General features: G+C 43.1%; 10 protein-coding genes. 2 read left to right on the top strand and 8 right to left on the bottom strand.

The features are described from left to right. Together glpK and D0T50_RS05030 are read left to right on the top strand one after the other, a co-directional pair. Positions 1-1,494 (top strand): glycerol kinase GlpK, encoded by a 1,494-nt coding sequence (gene glpK, locus D0T50_RS05035; RefSeq protein ID WP_163222417.1) that lies wholly within the window; start codon positions 1-3, stop codon positions 1,492-1,494. 16 nt (positions 1,495-1,510) lie between these two features. Continuing rightward, on the top strand, positions 1,511-2,932 hold the full coding sequence (locus D0T50_RS05030; RefSeq protein ID WP_163222416.1) for an L-fucose/L-arabinose isomerase family protein: 1,422 nt from the start codon (positions 1,511-1,513) through the stop codon (positions 2,930-2,932). 160 nt (positions 2,933-3,092) lie between these two features. On the opposite strand, the gene D0T50_RS05025 is transcribed toward D0T50_RS05030, so the two are convergent. The 8 genes from D0T50_RS05025 to D0T50_RS04990 form a co-directional block, all read right to left on the bottom strand. Then, entirely contained in the window at positions 3,093-3,335 is a 243-nt protein-coding gene (locus tag D0T50_RS05025) for a hypothetical protein (protein ID WP_163222415.1), read from the bottom strand. 67 nt (positions 3,336-3,402) lie between these two features. Next, positions 3,403-3,942 (bottom strand): RNA polymerase sigma factor, encoded by a 540-nt coding sequence (locus D0T50_RS05020; protein WP_163222506.1) that lies wholly within the window; start codon positions 3,940-3,942, stop codon positions 3,403-3,405. Positions 3,943-4,167: 225 nt separating this feature from the next. After that, on the bottom strand, positions 4,168-7,275 hold the full coding sequence (locus tag D0T50_RS05015; RefSeq protein WP_370520881.1) for a DUF6298 domain-containing protein: 3,108 nt from the start codon (positions 7,273-7,275) through the stop codon (positions 4,168-4,170). Positions 7,276-7,359: 84 nt separating this feature from the next. Next, complete coding sequence (locus D0T50_RS05010; RefSeq protein WP_163222414.1) at positions 7,360-11,766, bottom strand: hybrid sensor histidine kinase/response regulator transcription factor; 4,407 nt, start codon at positions 11,764-11,766, stop codon at positions 7,360-7,362. Positions 11,767-11,815: 49 nt separating this feature from the next. After that, positions 11,816-14,431, bottom strand: a complete 2,616-nt coding sequence (locus D0T50_RS05005) for a glycoside hydrolase family 2 protein (RefSeq protein WP_163222413.1) — start codon at positions 14,429-14,431, stop codon at positions 11,816-11,818. Further along, the gene (locus D0T50_RS05000; protein WP_163222412.1) at positions 14,431-16,671 is read right to left on the bottom strand and encodes a DUF5703 domain-containing protein; all 2,241 of its coding nucleotides are present in this window, start codon (positions 16,669-16,671) and stop codon (positions 14,431-14,433) included. The genes D0T50_RS05005 and D0T50_RS05000 overlap by 1 nt, the downstream gene beginning before the upstream one ends. 14 nt (positions 16,672-16,685) lie before the next feature. After that, a complete protein-coding gene (locus tag D0T50_RS04995) occupies positions 16,686-18,104 on the bottom strand; it encodes a sialate O-acetylesterase (RefSeq protein WP_163222411.1) in 1,419 nt (472 codons plus the stop codon). Positions 18,105-18,110: 6 nt separating this feature from the next. Then, a complete protein-coding gene (locus D0T50_RS04990; RefSeq protein ID WP_163222410.1) occupies positions 18,111-21,329 on the bottom strand; it encodes a glycosyl hydrolase in 3,219 nt (1,072 codons plus the stop codon). Between the last annotated feature and the right edge of the window lie 9 nt (positions 21,330-21,338).

The following is a 21,338-nucleotide window of genomic DNA, read 5'->3' as shown; positions in this document are numbered from 1 at the left end:
ATGAAAAATTATATCATAGCTGTTGACCAAAGCACATCGGCAACTAAAGCCATCTTGTTCAACGGGCGATGCGAACTATTGTATCGCACCACCCTTCCGCACGAGCAATACTATCCCGTTCCGGGATGGGTAGAGCATAATGCGGAAGAGATTTACAATAATACGCTGAAAGCTATTAAGCAGGTGGTAGAATACGGAAGCGCCGGAAAAGACGCTACTTACTCCATTGCCATTACCAATCAACGAGAAACCGTTGTGGTGTGGAATAAAGAAACAGGTAAGCCACTCTGCAATGCGGTGGTATGGCAATGCCAACGTGGGGCAGCTATCTGCGATAATCTCATCGCACGCGGACATTCCGAAACAATTAAAAGGAAAAGCGGACTGGTCATAGATCCTTATTTTTCTGCCAGTGGCATCCAGTGGATTTTGGATAATATAGACGATGCGCGTACGCTCGCCAATGAAGGCAAATTATTGGCAGGAACCATTGATACATGGCTGCTCTGGAAATTAACCGATGGGCAAACACATGCTACCGACTACACCAATGCCTCGCGCACACTCCTATTCAACATACATACCTTGGATTGGGATGATGAGCTACTTGCGCTTTTTAACATTCCACGCTCTATGATGCCCACAGCCAAACCGTGCGACAGCATTTTTGCCGAAAGCACTGTTCAAGGTTTGTTTGCTAAACCCGTTGTTATAGCCGGTGTACTTGGCGACTCACACGGAGCTCTTACCGGGCAGATGTGTTTTGAGCCCGGCATGGGAAAAAGCACCTACGGAACCGGTTCCTCAGTGATGGTAAATATTGGCGAAAAGGCAGTGGATGCTTCCGATGGATTGGTTACTTCGGTAGGATTTTCGGCTTGTGGCAAAACACACTACGCCTTCGAAGGAAATATCCACTGCACCGGCGCTACCATAAAATGGCTGCAAGAGCAATTACAACTCATTGAGAGCCCGCAAGAAGTAGAATCCTTGGCAACAGCCGTTCCCGACAATGATGGTGTTTATCTCGTCCCAGCTTTTGCCGGACTGGGTGCTCCATGGTGGGATTCTCAAGCCAAAGCCATGTTACACGGCATGACGCTGAAAACCCAAAAAGCCCATGTAGTAAGAGCTGCACTGGAGGCCATCGCTTATCAGGTAAAAGACTTGGTAGACCTGATGAGTCGTCAATCGGGTGTTTCATTGAAAGAACTTCGGGTAGACGGTGGTCCCACGAAAAACAACTTCCTGATGCAATTTCAGAGCGACATGCTGGCAGCAACTGTCAACCGATCCAACATAGAAGAAGCCTCGGCGCTGGGTGCGGTAATAATGAATGGACTGGCACGTGGCATTTGGAGTTCTCTGGAAGAAGTCGCCGCATTGCGTAACTCCGGAGATTCTATTATTCCGCACATGAAAGAAGAAGAGCGCGATAAACTCTACGCCGGATGGGTAAATGCCATTCGCCGTACACGCATAAAAGACAATTAATTAAAATACCGTAATCATGAAAAACAAAAAAACGACATTTGGAATTATTCTTGCCACCCGTAGTTATTTTAACTCGGCTTTGGCAAAAGATGTTCGTGAAACACTCACGCGCATACTTACCGAGAACAACTACGACTACGTTATTCTCGATGAAGAAGATACTCCTACCGGTTCGGGAAGCATGGAAACACGCGAAGATGGAGTAAAATGCGCTGAACTTTTCAAAAAGAACCGCGAACGAATCGACGGTATCATCGTTACATTGCCCAATTTTGGTTTCGAAATCGGTGTCATCACTGCTATTCAGCAAGCCAACCTCAATGTGCCTATTCTTGTGCAGGCATGCGATGATGAAAATGACAAGGTAGATCTCGATAATCGCCGCGATGCATTTTGCGGTAAACTTTCGGTATGCAACAACCTGTATCAATACGGCATTCCTTTTACAGACACCACATTACATACATACTCTATCCATAGCCCGCTATTACTGGAAGATATTCATCGCTTCGCTGCTATTTGCCGCGTGGTAAACAGCATTCGTGGAGCACGCATTGGTGCTATTGGCGCTCGTCCCGCTGGTTTCCAAACGGTACGTGCTTCGGAGAAGATTCTGCAACGCACAGGCATCACGGTTGTTCCAGTAGATTTATCGGAAATTATCGGTATGGCAGATACCATTGCGGATGACGATACCAAACTGCTCAGTCGCGTAAAAGACATTCACGGATATGCGATGGTTCCGGGTGGTTATGAAAAGAAACTACTAAAACAAGCTAAGTTTGGTTTAGCGGTAGAAAAGTGGATTGACGCAAACGACATTGATGCTGTAGCCATTCAGTGCTGGGATTCACTGCAAGTAAACTATGGTTGCGCTGCCTGTGTTACTATGAGTATGTTGGGCGAAAAGCTTATCCCCAGTGCATGCGAGGTAGATATTGCCGGTGCCATTTCTATGTATATGCTTACCCTTGCCTCTCAAAATGCTTCCGCTTTAGCTGACTGGAATAACAATTTTGCCGAAGACCGCAACAAATGCGTCTGCACCCATTGCGGCAACTTCCCCAAGAGCTTTGTGGGTAGCAATATAGAATTGGGTAACCTTGGTGTACTAAGCCGCACTATGGGTACCGAAAACACTTTTGGCGCTGTGAAAGGCAAGGTAGCTGCCGGTCCATTCACATACTTCCGCATATCAACAGACGATCCTAAGGGCATCATCAAATCCTACCTCGGTGAAGGTCAGTTAACCAACGACCCTTACGGAATGGATGGCTGTATAGCTGTTACCCAAGTACCCAACCTGCAAAAGCTGATGAAGTACATGTGCAAAAACGGTTTTGAACACCACGTAGCTATGTGCCGCGGCAATGTGCAGGATATTATCCTCGAAGCAATCGAGACCTATTTAGGCTGGGAAGTTTACACTCACGAATAGATACTGTTTTTAAATTACACTTTTGTACATAAGGCGCGGCAAGCATAGGGATATGGTTGTCGCGCTTTTCACAAAAAAAGGCAGCTTCTCACGAGGTTGCCTTTTGAAAACACGAAATTTCCCTACTGAAAAAACAATCAATCTTTTATTTCAAACCCTTTTATATTATTCTCTCTATGCTTTTTAATATAGATTCTTTTAGTTGCGATTTCTCAATACTAGACAGACGGTATGTTTGGTCTTCTCCTGTGAGAATTCGTTTGGCTTGTTGCGCTTCTTCATTCAATGTGCAACTGCCATTGAGTGGACATTGCGGATCTGTTTCCGAAGAAATACGCAAAGCATAAGCGATGAAATCATCGTCTTTTAATAAGTCTGTAACTCTATTTTTCTGGCGGTCCACGAGTGTTGCACTATTGTTATATCCTTAAGACGGACATTGATGCGCCGTGTAACCTATTGATACTAAATTATTTTGCCACGCTGCGAAGTTTTGTCAAACCACGGCACATTAAATTGCGTACTGACTGATAATTCATATTCATTATCTGACAGATATCTTCGTATTTCTTTTCTTCTATATAATATAAGGTAAGTGCCTCACGCTGACGTGGCGAGAGCTGATTCATCAAGTATTCAATTGAGGCATTTTCATTTTGCTCTTGCTCTCTTTTCAGAAAATTCTTTTCTACATCGTCCGAAGAAGCCGGTTCAAGCTCTTCGACAGCTGTGCTCGACATATAGACGCGCTTACGCACTTCATCACAGATTTTATTCTTCAGCGAAATAAAGATGTAGGATTTGAAGTTATTTACACAACCTAATTCATGCCGTTTCTGGTATATCTTTACAAAAACATCGTGAATGCAATCTTTAAGTAATTCATGGTCGGTTGTCAGCCTACGCCCATAGTTGAAGAGTACATCAATATATAAATCATATAACTGCGAAAAAGCATGTGCATTGCCTCTCTGAAACTCACCGAACAGTTTGGAGGTAACATCAACCATCTCCACTCTGTTTGCTTGTATTACATTCGCCGATTTAATCATCATAGCACAAAATTTAAAGGTGTTTCTTTATGATACAAATTTAGGGCAGAATACGAGTTAAGGCGTGGACTTTTTGGTACTGCGCATGAAAAAACAGGTAACATGTTTTACAACATTATTTACCTGTTATTACTATTTTTAACAAATACCTCAAAGAGGCAAGTTTAAGCGAAATTTACAGAACTACAGCTTACTAAACCAGTAAACTCCGGTTTTACCCACCGGCACTTCAAGAAGATATTTATCTTTGATATTCAATGACTTAGAAACAATATCAACCACACCAGTCACAGGGTTAATATGCTTTAGCATATATTTACCGCCATCTAACTCAACTGGTATATTTCCACTTGAATGGGAATATATGATACAGCCAATACCAGATTTTACCAATTTTTGATACGTTTCCGTATCAGATTTTACCAATTCCATCTGCGCAACAGAGCGTAAAAATTGTTCATCCCGAACGGGTAGCATTGGGCAAGATCCACCCGCCATTAACACTGCCCACGCCATAGCCGGATAATTTTGCGTGTAATAGGTCACTGCCTTATCGGGGTATTTAGTACGATATTCAGAAACTGCTTTGTATGCTTCGGCAAAAGTAACCCTACCTACATTCATAACACGGGCATGTTGGCGTGGCGCCAAATTCTTTCCACCTTCGGGAGCATAGACCGTACCATCACTTCTGTAGTGCCAGTAGCGAATATCTATAATATCTACTATTTCAGCACGCTTCGGATCGTTCAGAATGGCATCTTGTACATCTTTGGTAGTACTTAGTGCAACAAGAGCATCTTTGCCTGTTTCAGCTTGCCACTCAGCAATAACATCTATCCAGAACTCCACAAAATGTAGCGGACCGGTAAACTCATCGCTTATCAATTGAATTACATTGTGGTTGTCGGCAAAGCTATCGAGACATTTGCGAATATAGCTACGATGCAATTCCCGACGAACGGGATGGGTGACATCATAGAACATCTCGGCATAAAAAATACGTTTATCTCCCGCAAAGTGTACCGGTTCGGGGAAGCCGGTATTATTTACGTTGTTGGCTGTTCGCCAAGGAGAATCAACCCAGTGTGCACCCGCTTCGAGTATGTTGTGTTGGAAGTAATTTTGATGAAACAATAACAAACCAACCTGCTCGCTCTTATCAGCAAACTCTTTCAACCGTGCCCAATACCAAGGGTTATACTTGGTAAGGTCGTACTTGCTCATACCATCCCATGCCGGTTTTTCGCTGTTAGTCCGTGCAAAAGGCTGCTCATAGAAAGGGGCCCAAGCATATCCATCGCGGCGACGAATACGTTCGTGATCATCGCGACGACGGTCATACCACAACCCATAGTTATGGTCAAGTACAAGAATATTTTTTCGTTGCATATAAGTAATCACAGAGTCGATACGGTCAGTAAGCCCTTTCCCTTCCCTACCAGGAACAAAACGACTCAAATGAGGAGCTGCATTAGCAATAAGTGGTGTACGTAGCTTACCATTCCAAATAGCTATATCTTGTTTGCCGCCTTTAAGCAACATACCGTCATAGGTTAGTTTGCCATTTTGCAACTGTACATGCTTCTTATTTGTATTTACAAGCTTTGTCTTTTTGACTTTAAGTTCATCCACAGATTTCAAACGCGCGGGATGTGCAATGGTAAGTGTATGTTCATTAATCCATTTGTTCAACGTCAATAGAGGTGTTTTTGCCTCTTGAGCCAACTTCATAGCAGTTTCCACGCTAGGACTGGTAGAGGCATTGGTACTCATTGGCAATATACGCGCGCGGTCAGTTACATCCTTTCCCAGACGTTCTTGTAGTTGTGCATAGAACAAACTACGTGGCCTAACGTGATTATTCGACGATCCCCAGTCACCATTCCCTGAAAATTGCGCCCAACAACCATACGCTCTGTTTCGTGCATCATCAGCAGGCGAGTAACATTCTATTTCTGCTGCAGTACATTGCCAGAAAAGGCTATTTGCTGTATTCCAACCCGCACCGTTGTTATCTTGTCCCAAGTTCTTAAAACAGAGGTTATTTCCATCAATATTTACAACATCAAAGAGAATACCACACGACCAGGAACTTACCGCACCACTAAATCCAAACGATTCGTAAGACTCGCATTGCACAAAAGCATTAGGACCTGCAGCACAGTAGCCCACGGCAAAATCGTGAATACCTTGTTCGGAATAGCAGCGTTGAAACAGATTCAGCTGTCCGTAGGTTAAGAAGGTAGTTCTACGCATACCACCAATCTCCGAGATCGGTTCCAGCGAAATGCAATCTTCTACCGTAACACGCGAAGCAGTAGGCTGCAGCACAACTGCACTTCCTGCAAAATGTTTGAAATTGACCTGCTGTATCCAGCAATTCTCTGCATGTTCTATAGAAATACCCGTCCAACAATGGTCTTCGTGTTTAGGGTAGTCCTTGTCGTAATCCGAAACAAGTGTAAGATTGGCAACCCCGGAATGAGCGATTCGCCCACTCCATTGGTATAAAATTACTTTAGCACCTCCATAAGCAACATCAAGCGCTACAGTAAGCGGAGCATCAATTGTAATGGATCCGGCTTTTACCTCAGTAACTGTTCTATCCCAACAAAGATCCATTTCGCCCGGTTTCCATCCCATTGCGCCAATACCACCGCCAAACACATCACAGTTCAAAGAAGCAATCCATTCTTTGGTAGAAGGGCGAACAATAAACACACGCGCACCGTTGGCTATATTATTTGTTTGGGTAAGTTGCAGTGTGGTTGAGTTAACAGGTACATAGGGCGAAGAAACAGCCAATGTATCGAGCATTGTCGCATTCATTGTTCCTTCTATACGAATAAGCGCGCTCCTATCAAAGCCCTTTTTGAGCAACACAGTCTCATCTTTATTCGTTCCCATCAATAACACACCCGAAGCGGTTATGTGTAGATTTTGTTCCAACTCAAAAACCCCTTTATCCAACAAAACAGCTCCGCGAACTCCCTCTTTATTTAGTGGTAGTGAAGCTACATAGTCAATAGCTTGTTGGATTCTGACAGAGTTATCTCCTTTTACAGGAGATACAAACAACATGAAAGGGACTTCGGGAATTGCCTGATTAGAATTCATGTAGCCACACTGCGAGAAGTCCAAGATACGGTTCCCACGTTCATCGCATTGATAAACAAGTTTATCATTTTCTACTTTTAGAGGAAAGTTCTGTGCAGTAAGCGGCGCAATGCTTAGCAAAGAAACGCATACCATTCCAAGAACAGCCTTCGAGGATATTTTTTTCATCATCTATAAGTTTTGATATTCGTACAATACGTGTTTATTGTACTGACGATTCAGAAATTGATTTGTACCCCCGAAAAGCAGCGATTCTTACCCCTTCCTCCACTGGTTCATATATTCGCGTGGAGTTTGGTTGTACTTCTTGCGGAAACATTTGCTATAGTAGCCCGAGTCCCTGAAACCAACCGCATATGCCACTTCCGATATGCTCATATCAGTATTCTTCAGCAGGTCGATAGATTTATTCAAGCGTATTTCCTTTACCAAGTCCACCGGAGCAAGACCGGTAAGGCTTTTCAATTTTTTAAAGAAAGCTGAGCGACTCAACCCAATAGAAGAAGCAATCGTATCTATGTTGAAATCACAATCATCCATATTTTCTTCAACTACTTTGTGTATTTTTTCGAGCAACTGTACATCTTTCTTCACCAAATATTGCTCGTAGTTGTCTGTCTCAGTATCTTCTTGGTGGTGCCACACCCGTTCGCGAAACACCTTTCGTTCGCGCAATAGCTGCTCAATACGTGCTATCAAATACTCTTTGCTGAATGGTTTAGTAATATATGCGTTGGCGCCATTATTTATAGCATTAGTTTTGGCTTCATCATCGTTCTTCGCTGTGAGTATAATTACCGGAATATGGCTGATTTGGAAATCTTTACGAATATGTTGCAACATCTCTATACCATCCATTTCAGGCATCATTTGGTCAGTCACCACAATATCCGGATGATACAAGTGGGTCTTTTTGAGCCCCTCCACGCCATCATTGGCTACATACACATTAAACTTATCCTCCATTTGTAGTTTCAACAGGTTAACCAAGTCTTTGTTGTCTTCTACCAGCAATACCGTTGGCAACGAGGCATCCATAGAGTCTTTATCTTCATCTGCCGCCTCTGTATCCTTAGAAAGTTCCGCAGCGTTAGTAGCTTCGGATAATTTATCATTATCACTCACATAAAAGTCCACATCCGCTGTTTTATAATGTTCCTTGCCCATCAGTAGTTCAATAGTAAAAACAGAGCCTTTCTCTTGTTGACTTTCGGCAACGATAGTGCCTTGGTGCATATTCATAATCTCTTTAGAAAGAGCCAATCCAATACCCGTGCCCTGATAATAGGAATTGCGTGCCGCGCTACCTTGCGAGAATCTTTCAAATATTTCATTCAATTTACTTTGTTCGATGCCAACACCCGAATCTTCAATACGGATATAACACTTCTCTCCATTGCTCGACATTCCTGTAGTGATATAAATACTTCCATCCGAAGGTGTAAACTTGAAAGCATTGGAAATAACATTGCGCAACACAATACCTAAACGTTCTTTATCGGCCCAAACCATGATTGGTTCATCGCTAGGTTGCACATCGTACTTTATCTTATTTTCTGCTGCCAACACATGGAATTCTTTATAGAACGAGTTTACCATCAAATTAAGGTTCAACAATGATATATGCAAACGCATCTTTCCATTCTGTATCTTGCGGAAGTCCAGAATCTGATTTACCAGCTGCAACATCTGATCCGTATTTTTCTCCATCAGGTCAACATATTGCAATCCTTTAGATGATAGTTTTTCTTTCTCTTTCAGCTCTTGAATAGGTCCTTTTATCAGCGTAAGTGGCGTGCGCAATTCATGAGAAATATTGGTAAAGAACTTTATTTTCAGTTCAGAAAGTTTCTGTTCAATGTAAACATCGTTTTTCATCTTCATCATAAGCAGCCCCAAACGAATGGAGAAAATCAACAAGGCACCCCCCAAAAAAACATAAATTGCATACGCCCACCAACTTCTCCACCAAGGTGGAAGAATAACTATCTGTAATGTTTGCTGCGACAACATGTGAGGAGCTGCCTCATCTACGCTTTGCACACGAAACAAATATTTACCCGGAGGTACATTAGTGTAAGAGGCATGACGGTTCTTTCCATTGAAGTGCCACTCCTTTTCGTATCCATCCAATATGTATTTATATGAAATACGATTAGGGTTGAAGAAATTTAGCGCAGTAAATTCAAGGGCAAACATTGACTGATTATAGTTCAACGTAATAGACTTGGCATACTTAATAGATTCCTTAATAATTGGTTTGTCCTTAAAATCACGAAGATCCTTGTTGGATACTTTGAAATCTATGATATAAGTTCGGTTATTGGTATTGAACGATTCAACCTTATCCGGACTAAAAGTCAATATACCTTCGCGACAGCCCAACCATAGTTCATTATTTTGAGTACGTATAGAAGAGTTTTCTTCCATTTTCATATCAAAAAAGCCATCATATTTATCATAGTTACGGAACAACTCCTGCTTTTTATCAAAATGAGAGAGACCACTCTCTGTTGCTAGCCATAAATTCCGCTTGTCGTCTTCAACAATAGACACAATCACATCGGTGTTCAAGCCTTCGTGTATACCATAAGCTTTGAAAACAGGTCTTCGCTTTGTCGCATCGTAACGTATCAGCTTATTCAATCCTCCGCCAAACACGCTAACCCAAATTTGCGCATCGGAATCTTTATACAATGCATAAATATCGTTATCAGCTATGTTTGAGCTGGAACTTTCTTCACGATAGGTTTCAAAAACGATCTCTTCGGGTGTTGTAAAGTTGGAATCAAAAGACATTAGACCATCTGTTGTTCCCACCCAGATACGCCCATCAGCGTCTTCGGTTATGCTACGTACTTCTATATATTGCCCATAAGAGGGGTAAAACTTAAAGCCGTTTCCTTTGTTTTTGAAAGTAATCTCTCCACCCTCTTCGCGTACTAAGTTGAGTCCACCACCCATGGAACCTACCCAAACGCGCCCTTTAGTATCTTCGTAAGTAAAGTACACGTCGTTATGATTTATGGTAGAGGGTAAATTTACATCGTTTACAAAGTGTGTAAAGCGAAAACCTTCCGGTGCCAGAATATCGGGCTGCGCTTTTATCAAGCCATTTCCTTTTGTCGAGAACCAAAGATTACCCTTCGTATCCTCCATAACATGATAGACATTCCCTATAAAAGAGTTCTCGGACGAGAACACTTGCTTCAACTGACCGCTACTATTGATCCTGTACAATTCGCCCCATCGCGTGCCCGCCCATATATCGCCGTTTTTTGCCTGATAGAGAGATTTAACACCTCTATTCTCGGACTGAATATTTTTCTGTTTAGAGAACAGATGCAGTTCAAACAGGTTAAACTGTTTCTTCGGGAAATTTATCCGGCAGATACCCGTCGCCATAGAAGAGAGCCAAAGAATACCTCCTTCGTCTATCAACAAATCAAAAAAGCGTTCGTTGGGCATGATTTCGGAGAGAGATTTTTGCTCGTTTATAGTTATCATGTTTAAACTTTCACGCTCAAACATAAGGACATCTCCGTTGGGAGTTAAAAAGAAGACCCCCTGTTCGCCCACATCCTGATACTTGAAATCACCTCTTTTTACACCAAGAGGGAATTTATACGTTTGAGCTGATTTATTCAACGGATCATAGTAAAGCAATGATTCGTTATCCACCACAAACCATATTTTATCATATTGGTCTATGAAAGAGTCCATCACCTCTTTATTTCTAAGTTCTAGTGTTAATTTAGTTAGTTCTTTATAGCCCAAATCGTACTCATAAACGCCCTCTCCTTTTACAGTAATATAAGCAATGCCACCTGTGGTAATAAGTATATTTTGAATAGGTTGCGTAACACCTTCAAGATCATATTTATTGACTGTGCCCGTTTGCTGGTTGATACTGTAAACTTTTCCAAAAGCATCGCCCAACCATATAAATTCATCAGTTTTGTACGAACAAGTAAAGAGGTCATGGGTAGTAGCAGCAATCTTGCGATAAATAAAATCGGCAGGTTTATCTTTTAGTTCCTCGCCCTTGCGATAAGCAAATATTTTATAGTCTTGTCCAATCCAGCAAAGGTAGTCCTTGTTTTCTACAAATACATTGTGCTTCAAACGCGAGTCATAGGGGTTTATGTCAGCGCTTGCATCGTGCATAAGCTTCATTTCCACTTCCCCCCCGGAGGTAACATAAGCTATCAGCAAATTTTTGTCTTTGGTCAACAGAAGCACATTGCCATCAAAAGTGGTTTGTATCTTAATGACCTGCGTATCAAATGAATGGTTTTTTATCTTATCGTGAACGGCATAGAAACGTTCGTTGTGCTTATCAAAGATATACAGTTTCCTATCAAATGTTTTTATCCACAAGAAACCAAGTTTATCTTCCACCATGCTTTGAATCTTGCGTGGGGGAATATCTGAATAGAATCCGTCACGATTGTTGTACGTTTTGAATTCTGTGCCATCAAAACTACACAGTCCGTACCATGTACCAAACCACATGAAGCCATCTTCGCCTTTCAAAGAGCAGTTCACTGTCTTGTTGGGCAGACCATCCTCTACTTTATAGTGCTCTACAAGGATATTGGGCTGTGCCAATAACAAACAAGGCGCAAAAAGTAGCCATAAAAACAGTGCTTTCTTTCTCATATTTACAGCGTTAGATAACAAGATATGAGTCAAAGGTAGCAAAATATTTTTATTTCTTTGTATCCGCTTTTTCTCCAAACTCTGTTTGTTGTTTTTCTACCTCATTCAAGACCCTATCTTTTTCCTCTTCTGTCAGTATTGCTTTATGCTGCTCTTTACTACCAACAACCTTCTTAACAGTTGTTTTCTGCATTTGTTCTACAAAACAAAAAGGCAATGAAGCTGGTACACTTTCAAATTCTATCTCTGCAGGAGTTGGCGCCATCAATCCTTCAAATAACACACGGGCTTTTATCTTGATTGTCCCTGCGTTGCGAGTAGAACGAACCAAAATAGGTGCTGAACCAAATTCCACAGCTCGTGGATTGGCACCAATAGTCGCATCACCGATAATTTCGCCTTCGCCTTCTATGCTAAAGAAGATATTATCTTTGGCAAGACGACGTACATTCCCGTTATCATCAGTTACCTCGGCTACCACAACGATAAAATCCGAGCCATTGGCTGTAAGTGGTTTACCGCATTCATCAATATAAAGGCGTAACTTAGTGGAGCGTCGGGAAGGCATTTTTTTCTCGGTGCAAACTATTTTGCCGTCTACAAATCCTTCGAATAAGAAATTTACTTTTTCCCAATTACGCTGTGTATAGCTATAGCTGCGTGCTTTCCAGAAATCCCATACATTTTCAAAGACAAGCGGTGCATTAGGTAAATGTCCGGCAGCACGTACCACAGATTTTGTCCAACTCCGGGTATTGTCGTAAACCGACAAACGTACAGAGTCGCAATTGGTAAAGACTACCACATCATTCCCCGAGAAAGCAGACATTTCGTGAGCCACAAAAAGCATTGGAGCAATTTCAGCAGTAGGATGTTGCAAGCGAGCATCGGTTTGACTACGGAACATATAGTATGCATACTTCGGCTGACGGAAAGCATCAAAAAGTCCGCCCCAATACGGATCGGGATGATAGCCTCGTTGATGATCAAAACTATGCCACTGCGCTCCACCAACAAATCCACCGTTAGTACGGTACATTTCGTCATAACTCTTTGCCAGCGAAAGAGCTTGAGTGAGTAGTGGATGTTCGCCCCAACTTCGGCTGGCGCGGTTATTGTTGTTATGTGCGTACCAGTCGTCGACATTTTCGCCAAACTCACGACAGAATATCGGTTTCTCCGAAACCCCTTTAGCGTCATCACCCGGCCAACCATAAACAACGTCGTAGTGTTCGTTCACTCCGTCGGAATGTACATCGGCAGCAGTAAATGGCCTGCCCGGATAAGGAAATTCATCACGGGTTATTTGTAGTGCTTCGAGAGCAAAATCGAGCGGATAACGGGTTTCATTCAGTATGGGTTCCCACATCAAAACAGAAGGATGGTTGCGGTCGCGACGTATCATTTCGCGTGTATTTCTATGGACTAAATGAGCAAACTCTGGTGCTTTATTCCAGAACTGCCACCCCGGAGTAGCAACGATTACAAACAGACCTAACTCATCACATGCATCCATAAAAGCAGCATCCATAGGGTAATGCGCCACGCGGATAATACGACAGCCGGCATCACGAAGTCTTCGTGCATCACGCCACTGTTGTGAATTAGGAAGAGCATTGCCTACATATGCAAAATCCTGGTGACGGTTCGTCCCCACCAACTGACCAAATGGTTTTCCATTTAACCAAAATCCGTCTTTACGAAATTCCGCTTTACGGATTCCAATGCGAGTGATGCCGCCATCAATGGTTTGCTTACCCTCTTTTACGCGCGACTCTACACTATATAAATAAGGAGCATCGGGCGACCAAAGCTTAGGTTGCTTTACTGTTATTTTTTGTTTGGCAACTTTTGATTCACCCGGTTTTAACGTCATTTTTTCGGATATCCGACGAATAAGAGTTCCGTCGGCAGCTACAAGTGAAGTTTCTATAGTTACCATTCGAGTATTATTACCACTATTTGCCACATCGGTATTTATAAATACATCTGCACTTTGGTCGGTTATATTATCATAATGCACAAAAAGACCGCCACCTGCTACTTTGCAAACGTCTACAGCATCAGTAATAGCTACAGGAGCTTTAGCAATCATCCACACATCCCGATAGATACCGCCGTGATAGGTGAAGTCGAGTGTATACTGACGTTTGCCGGGAGGATACTCACGATCATCGCTATTATCTGCAAAAACAGCAATCAGACAAGCATCACCAGCTTTCACTCCTATCTTGGTTAGATTTATAGAAAACGGAAGATATCCTCCCAAATGCTCTAATACCTGTTTGCCATTAATGTAAACGATTTGTTTTCCCATAACCGCCTCAAAGTGCAATAAGACCTCTTTGCCTTTGGTTTCGTCAGGGAGCACAAAATGTTTTCTATACCATACCGGCCCTTGATAATTGCGGCAACCACTACCTTCGGCAGGCATTAGCTCTACTGTATGCGGGGTAGTTATTACTTCCCATGCAGCATCGTCAAAGTTCAGAGCTTCCGCACCTTTTACGTCGCCTTTATAGTATCGCCAACCGGGGTTGAAATCGTAGACAAGTCGCCCACTATCCTTCAGTGGGAAGAAACCAGCAACAGAATAATTGGCGTAACAAACATGAGTTATCACACTCAGAATAAGAAACAATGTTGTTGTTAGTAACTTCTTCATTATCGTATTATATTATTGTTTATAATTACTATGTCTTTGGTACGGCTTTCAGGATTCACCGTTAATTTAACTAGTTTGCCATTCTTTAATGTCGCTTCGACTGTTGTATTACCCGGAGCATGCAACTTAAACTGCACATCCCAAGCCGATGGCCATGCCGGAAAAAGATAAATCTGTGTTCCATTGGTTTGCAAAAGCATTTCCTGCAAGCCAATCATTCCACTTCCACCATGGTTATGATCGGGCGACCAGTCATAGCCCGGTCCCCAAAAGGCAGGAAAGCGATAAGGTCCATCACCCAATTTCAGCAAAGCCAGGCGTACAGCCTCTTCGGTCAGTCCTAAGCAAGCTGCCCAAATATTATCTTGCTTCCAACCCATGTGCGAACGAAACTTAATCGCGTCCGGATCGTAGAAGTAAGTGTTGCGCGCTATCTCCAATCCCTCTCGTCCAACACCATAGATGCGCCACGGAAAAACGGGATAGAGTTGCGGTGTTTCAACATTATTCACCCGTTCCCATGTCTTGGCAGGAGAAATCATCTCTTTCCCATCTACCACACGATACGGTATAGGTGGAATTAGTGACAACATATCGTTCTTTTTTCCGTAAGTTTCCAATACAACACGCAGCGCGGCAATGGTACTGGAGGCATTGTTGGCCATTTTGTAGGTTTCGCAAGCCGAACCGGGATAAAGCACCAAATGACCGTTATCGTCAAGATCTTTTCGTCCACGTTGCTTAGCTAAATAGCGATAGTGCTCTTCAAAAAAAGTCAAACTACTTTCAATCAGCGGAATGTATTGACTGATATCTACATTCTGGTAATTGGCTGTTTCCAAAATCATCTGGCAGAATTCCAAAACGGTATCCCACTCATATTCCAACCAAGCGTTGTACTCTAAGCCTTTATCAAACCAGTCGGGACGTTTAAAACCATACTCTGCCGGATTGGGCAATCCAAAATTTTCAATTTGCTCGGTAAAACAGGCACCGTTGTGCCCCCAGTAAACTCTGGAACGCAGCTCTGCATTACCTAATATACGATTATAGAAATCAAACTGTGTTGTCATCATATCCGCATCGCCACTCTTAAGCATTGGCCAGTAGACGAGACGCTGATTCTGCGCAGTCATAGTACCACCACCCCATTTACGATAGTCGGGAGTAAAGTTTTGTGTACTATCTACATAACATGGGTCGAATGTAAAGAGCCCACCGTTAAATTTTGTCGGTGCAGTGCCATAAGCATTACAACCAAGCATATAACGAAAGAGAGTATAATTGCGGGTTATCTCTTCGGCAGCACCGATTGCCGTAATATGGCTACGTTTCCAGAAATTATTCCACCAGGCACGGGCTTCTTTCTTTTCATTACCCAAGTGAATAGCAGTAGCTGTTTGGTGCAGGTTGTGCTGCCATTGTTCAATACTTTCGGTCTGCTCGGTATGCAAAGCTATACGAATATATTCCCGGCGCACCGGTTGAGAAGTACGAAAGCGCCAGGCGCGATAATCGGTTCCGGCGTAAGTTCTCTCTTGCGTACCACTGTAAACAAGATTGTTTCCTCGTAGCTTTCCACCAAAAGTTAGGTGTGCCAATGGATTCATCATACTATCCTTCACCACATCCATTCCTTGTTGGGCTACTACCGCATCAAACACTGTCTGTTTAGGATTGCGATGATAAAAAACGAGTTCGTTACCAATAGCAACAATCGAATCTTTGGCTGTATAGCTACCTTTGGGTGGTGCCCATTTGTAAGAGTTTTGCTGCCCTTCGCCCTTGCGTATCGGGCGGTCTTGATAACGCCAGTTCTCATAAAAGAGTTCGGCGGTTACAGGTCGACGGCTATTAACTTCCAGGTGTATCACCGGTGTATGTATACTTGCCCAAAGATGTATATTCGTTCCACCGGCAGAGATTTCGACAAAGCCATCATTCAGATTGAGTGTTTGGCAAAAGTCTTTCGCATTTTCAAACGGATTGGGTGACAAACGCAGACGTACCCGTCCCAGTTTCAACAATGTATTGTGTTCATCAAATGTACCGCTACGGTTTATATAGAAAAGGATATCACCATTCTCTACCCATACATTCATTCCGATGTCTCCACCACCACATGGCATAGATTCAGAAGAGTTTTGACTGGGAGAGTTCCACACAAAAGGAGTGGGCTGAGCATAAAGGGTCAGCACAGTGATTGTTGCAATAAATAATAGATATATCCTTTTTCTCATATTATACTCGTATGTTACCAGTTATCTGTGCGAAACGAAGAAACGGGTAGTCCGTCGCCGCCAAACAAATCACCTTGTACCATATTGGCAAACCCATAACGTGCAGCTACAGGGTTCTTTACCTGCTCGCTTTTTACAAAAACCTTACTACGCGATATCCATGCTTTAGCCGGGTAAAACACTTTATCTTCGCCAGCAATGGTAAAGTTTGTTGATTCAAACTCCTTCGCGCAAATCCACATCGGTGCACGTTCAAAAGAAAGCACAATTGTGTCTCCTTTAATCTCCATAGAGTTATAGTACGGGCTGTCGCCGCTTACTCCCTTCACGCCATATGTTCTATTGAGTGCCAGCAATGCCAATCGTTCGCCCGCAGTTCGTTTATTGCTCGGATGAATACACTTTTCTTCGCCCGTATCCAACAACACCGCCATTCCGGTGTTTGGAACACGATGTTCTACCTGTGCCTGAGCTTCGCGCAAATATGCCGAATTAATAACTTCGTTCCCTTTTGCGGTTACAATGCTGTAATCAAACGGAGCTATCTGACAATAGTAAAACGGGAAGTCGCCTATCCCCCACTCACTACGCCAGCCTTGTATCATCGTAGCAAACATATCGGCATATGTGTGTGCACGGTCGTAATTGTCTTCACCCTGATACCATATTACACCACGCATAGCAACACCAATGAGCGGATGCAACATACCATTGTAAAGTACGGTCGCTGTACGGTTGGGTGAGGTTATATCTTTTTGTACTCTTGGAATTGGTTTGCCGGGAAAAGGTTTCAACCATTCCTCCGTCATCCATGCTTCACAAGCCGATCCACCCCAAGCTATAACTATTAATCCTACGGGTACATCGGTAATTTCCTGCACTAATTGTCCGAAATAATAAGCCGTCGCACTAAAATCATAAACACTTTCGGGGGTCGCTTCTTTCCATTCGCCTACAATATCGGCTTGTGGCAGCAATGTCGACGTACGTTTGCCGGTAAACAGACGAATATTAGGATTTCGGCTTTTCAATACATCCATATTAGAACCTTCAACAGGTTGATTTTTGAAACCTTTCATTGGCATCTCCATGTTGCTCTGGCCCGAGCATATCCATACTTCGCCAATCAACACGTTCTTCAATACAGTCTTCTTGCCATCGTCAAAGGTTATATCGTATGGTCCACCTGCAGTAGGGGTATTAACACTTAGCTTCCACGCACCGGCATTGTCGGCAACGGTAGTGTATACTTTTCCATCCCAGCTGGTGGTAACGGTTACTTTCTTTTGTGCAGAAGTTGTTCCCCACAGTCTGGCCTCTGTTTGTTGCTGTAACACCATACCATCTGCAAAGAAAGAAGGCAGCTTAACCTCCGCAAAGAGCGACAGTGCGAAGCTTACGACAAAAAGCAAAGAGATAAGTTTCTGTTTCATTATTGTTTATTTTAATACAATTTCAATCGGTCCTAATAGCCCGGCAGGCAATAAGTTGTTTTCTTTACGGCGATACTTACCGTTCGTCCAAATACCCTCAAAGGGAACTTTGTTATTATCCAACCCATTAATTGCATTTGCCCAAGTATTCTCTACCTCAATGTGTAGTTCATTGTTACCCTTCTTAAGTGCATGGGTTATTTCTATTTCAAGAGGTGCTGTCCATACCGTGCCACAATCAATACCGTTTACACGAACATTAGCAATATTGGCTATTTCGCCTAGTGACAGGTAGACACGTCCCTTTATTTTACCTTTCCACTTGAATGTGGTGCGATAAATTGCCGTACCCGAATAATATTTTACCTTTTCATTTTCTTCTTTGCTCCAGTCGAAAAGCTCGTTCTTTCTAAACGTTTGTTCAATAGCAGGGAAGTGCACATTCCACACTCCTATTTTTATTGGAAGCACAACCGGACTCTTCGTTTGAGCATTGACTATTTGTGCCTTTGTTTCTTTAGGGAACACCACAAACACCGATTCGTTAGCATCCAGTTTTATCGAAACAACGGTGCAATTTCCTTTTATTTCAGCATGTATGGGTTGAAGTATTTCTCCCGTCATGGGATTCCACAACTCAACATTCCCCACCACACGGAAAGAGGCATCAAAAGTGACTGGGCTATCGGCTTGGTTGGCTATAAAGTACACATCGCCTTCATTGCCTCTACGATGTGTCCACGCAATGTTTGCTGGCAGAATCACATCTCGTTCCAATTGCCATTCTGCAAAGGTTTCATCTTTATAAGGAATATCTGGGATAATCACTCCACCCTTACGGAACTCATCTATTTTAGCTTTTACTTCGATAGATAGCGGTATATTACTTGGATTCATAGGACGAGCTTGTGGCAATACCAACACTTTATAAGAAGCTCCACCAGGCAGTACTACGCGTCCATTCTCGACTTTTGCCAATCGAAGCAGCGCATCTTTATTAAAGGAGTCATACGCATATCCACGCAGTGGGTTTATCCACTTTTCGGGGTCGGCCATATTAGCGGTATGGTTTACTCCTGCTATACTACGCATAGGAATACCTTCGTTAGCAAGGCGTTTCTTTTCATAAGCAACTTGCTCTGCGCCAAACAGTCCGGGTAATGAAGGCAGTAGCCGTTCCGGAAGAACAGCTCTTCGTGGCATCTCTTCACCGGTAAAGACAGCAATATCCACTACAGGAGTTCCATATTGAAGCAGACTTTGTACTCGTGTAGCATAGCTTACCAATGCTTTAGCTCCATGTTTCCACCACGTTTGGTCGCGCTGAAAAAAGAGGCCGATGCCATCTAGCGTCATGCCCGGTTTGCGATCCATCCAAGGGTTATGCACAAAGACATGAAATACCATTTTATTAATACCAAGCGCATAATTGCGGTCGAGTATTGCTTTCAGCATACCCGGGTGTTCATCCCAATTTCCACGTATTTGTGTAAGTGCCTCCGCCTGCACTATATTTTTCCCGTAAATACGCGCACCACTAATGGCATCCAGCATATCGTTCGTTTTATCATGAGTGGGGCTACGCAACCAGAACTCTCCCATCGGGCGGTCGGCAAGTTGGTAATGTTGCATTCCATCGGCAATCATGGTAGGGGCTACGTTCTCAATAGATGTTTCGCAGTCATAATCTTTGGCAAAAGCAGCCAGTTCGGTATAGAAAACATCTGTTACAAGTTCGCCCATCGTGGTGCGTACATCGCGAAGAATTCGCTCGGAAGCTTCGATGCTTTCCATGGGTAGACCGGTAAGCAAAGGTAGATAAGGCATTAGATCGTAACCACGACGCACCTTAAATTCGGCAGCAAAATTACTACTCCAGTTCTGTGTGCCACATTCCCAGCTATCTACAAAGATAGACTTCAACACACGACGTGCCAGTGCCGGGTCTGTTTGCCTAAAGGCAGCACCCAGCCAATTCTCCAACTGCTTCCGCACAATAGCCCGGTCAAACTTATTACATTCCAATCCTTTGCCTGCTCCACCGGTAGCATTGACATGCCCGTTAGAGGTGTGCCCTATACGAAGTAGCTTCCAATTTCCTTGGGGAAGTTCGGCAGATAGCTTTCCCTCTTTCAGCGCAGCCGTCAGGTTGATGACCTCTTCCTGCCTGATGCAATCGGATTGTGGCACTTCTTCTTCTGTTGTTTCATTGGCTACGCGCCATGCCAATCCGGTTTTTCCTTCCCAGTGATGCACACGTGGAGTACTATGTAACAACAACTTGTTGATACGAAGATTGGCTTTCCATTTAGCATCGTTCATATCTTCACTACCCGCTTCGGAACCGGCCGGATTCCAATAAAAACGGAAATAACGCGCTGTGGTAGGAGGAATAGCATGTGTATCGTTGAAATCATAGTTCTGCCAACCTTGGCGGGCAGGTATCAACTGTTTCACCAATCGAAAATTCACCCCATCATCACTTGCCATCACCTTTAAGCGCTGTGCCTGATAGTTGTTATTGACTTTGGTTATTTCAATATTATGACAGGTAAAGGGTTCCGCATATTCATACTGTATCCAAGCGCCAAGAGATGTTGGGTCTGTAATTTGTTCCACATTTACACGAAAAGAGCCTCCGGTAGTATCTACTTCGGCAGAAGTGGTGATAACAGGAATAACTTCCTTTTTTTGCTCTTTTACAGGTAAAGCATAGAGCGCGATATCTTTGTAATAGCCTTCTTTTGTTTCAGGTTGGGAAAGAAGTAGCTCATTTAGTTTTCCGCCCGATACAATCGTATCTGTCCAAACAATTCTTTGCATAGACTCTTCGGGAGTTATCCACGGACCGCCTGCCAGCGCAAAACCATCACAGATGTGCATACCAAGTTTCAAGTCCAACCGGTCGGCTTCTTTCATCGCATGATGTATCATGTCCCACCATTCGGGTGTTAGCTGCCTGTAGGGTGTAGGAAAGTCGGGACCTTGTTCGGGCGATTTAATCGTAAGAATAAACGCACCACCTAAACCAACTTCTTTCATCGCTTCCAAGTCAGCAGTCAAAGCATCTTTGGAGAAAGCACCAAACATCCAATGCCATATTGCCCAAGGTTTTGCCTCTTGAGAAGGTGTTTGAAATTGTTGGTGTAGAGGCATTTGTGCTACACAAAGTTGTGTAACAAACAAGAAAATAGCAACCAACAAAAACCGCATTTTATTCCACATACACAAAGA

Origin of the sequence: Bacteroides sp. 214 (assembly GCF_010501015.1) — a bacterium.
Classification (GTDB): domain Bacteria; phylum Bacteroidota; class Bacteroidia; order Bacteroidales; family Bacteroidaceae; genus Bacteroides.
This window is presented reverse-complemented; position numbering and strand designations above follow the sequence as displayed.

What these genes read in the sequence shown, in the direction of transcription:
- glpK (WP_163222417.1), top strand. Translation starts at nt 1, where the DNA reads ATGAAAAATTATATCATAGCTGTTGACCAAAGCACATCGGCAACTAAA.
- D0T50_RS05030 (WP_163222416.1), top strand. Translation starts at nt 1,511, where the DNA reads ATGAAAAACAAAAAAACGACATTTGGAATTATTCTTGCCACCCGTAGT.
- D0T50_RS05020 (WP_163222506.1), bottom strand. Translation starts at nt 3,942, where the DNA reads ATGGTTGATGTTACCTCCAAACTGTTCGGTGAGTTTCAGAGAGGCAAT.
- D0T50_RS05015 (WP_370520881.1), bottom strand. Translation starts at nt 7,275, where the DNA reads ATGATGAAAAAAATATCCTCGAAGGCTGTTCTTGGAATGGTATGCGTT.
- D0T50_RS05010 (WP_163222414.1), bottom strand. Translation starts at nt 11,766, where the DNA reads ATGAGAAAGAAAGCACTGTTTTTATGGCTACTTTTTGCGCCTTGTTTG.
- D0T50_RS05005 (WP_163222413.1), bottom strand. Translation starts at nt 14,431, where the DNA reads ATGAAGAAGTTACTAACAACAACATTGTTTCTTATTCTGAGTGTGATA.
- D0T50_RS05000 (WP_163222412.1), bottom strand. Translation starts at nt 16,671, where the DNA reads ATGAGAAAAAGGATATATCTATTATTTATTGCAACAATCACTGTGCTG.
- D0T50_RS04995 (WP_163222411.1), bottom strand. Translation starts at nt 18,104, where the DNA reads ATGAAACAGAAACTTATCTCTTTGCTTTTTGTCGTAAGCTTCGCACTG.
- D0T50_RS04990 (WP_163222410.1), bottom strand. Translation starts at nt 21,329, where the DNA reads ATGTGGAATAAAATGCGGTTTTTGTTGGTTGCTATTTTCTTGTTTGTT.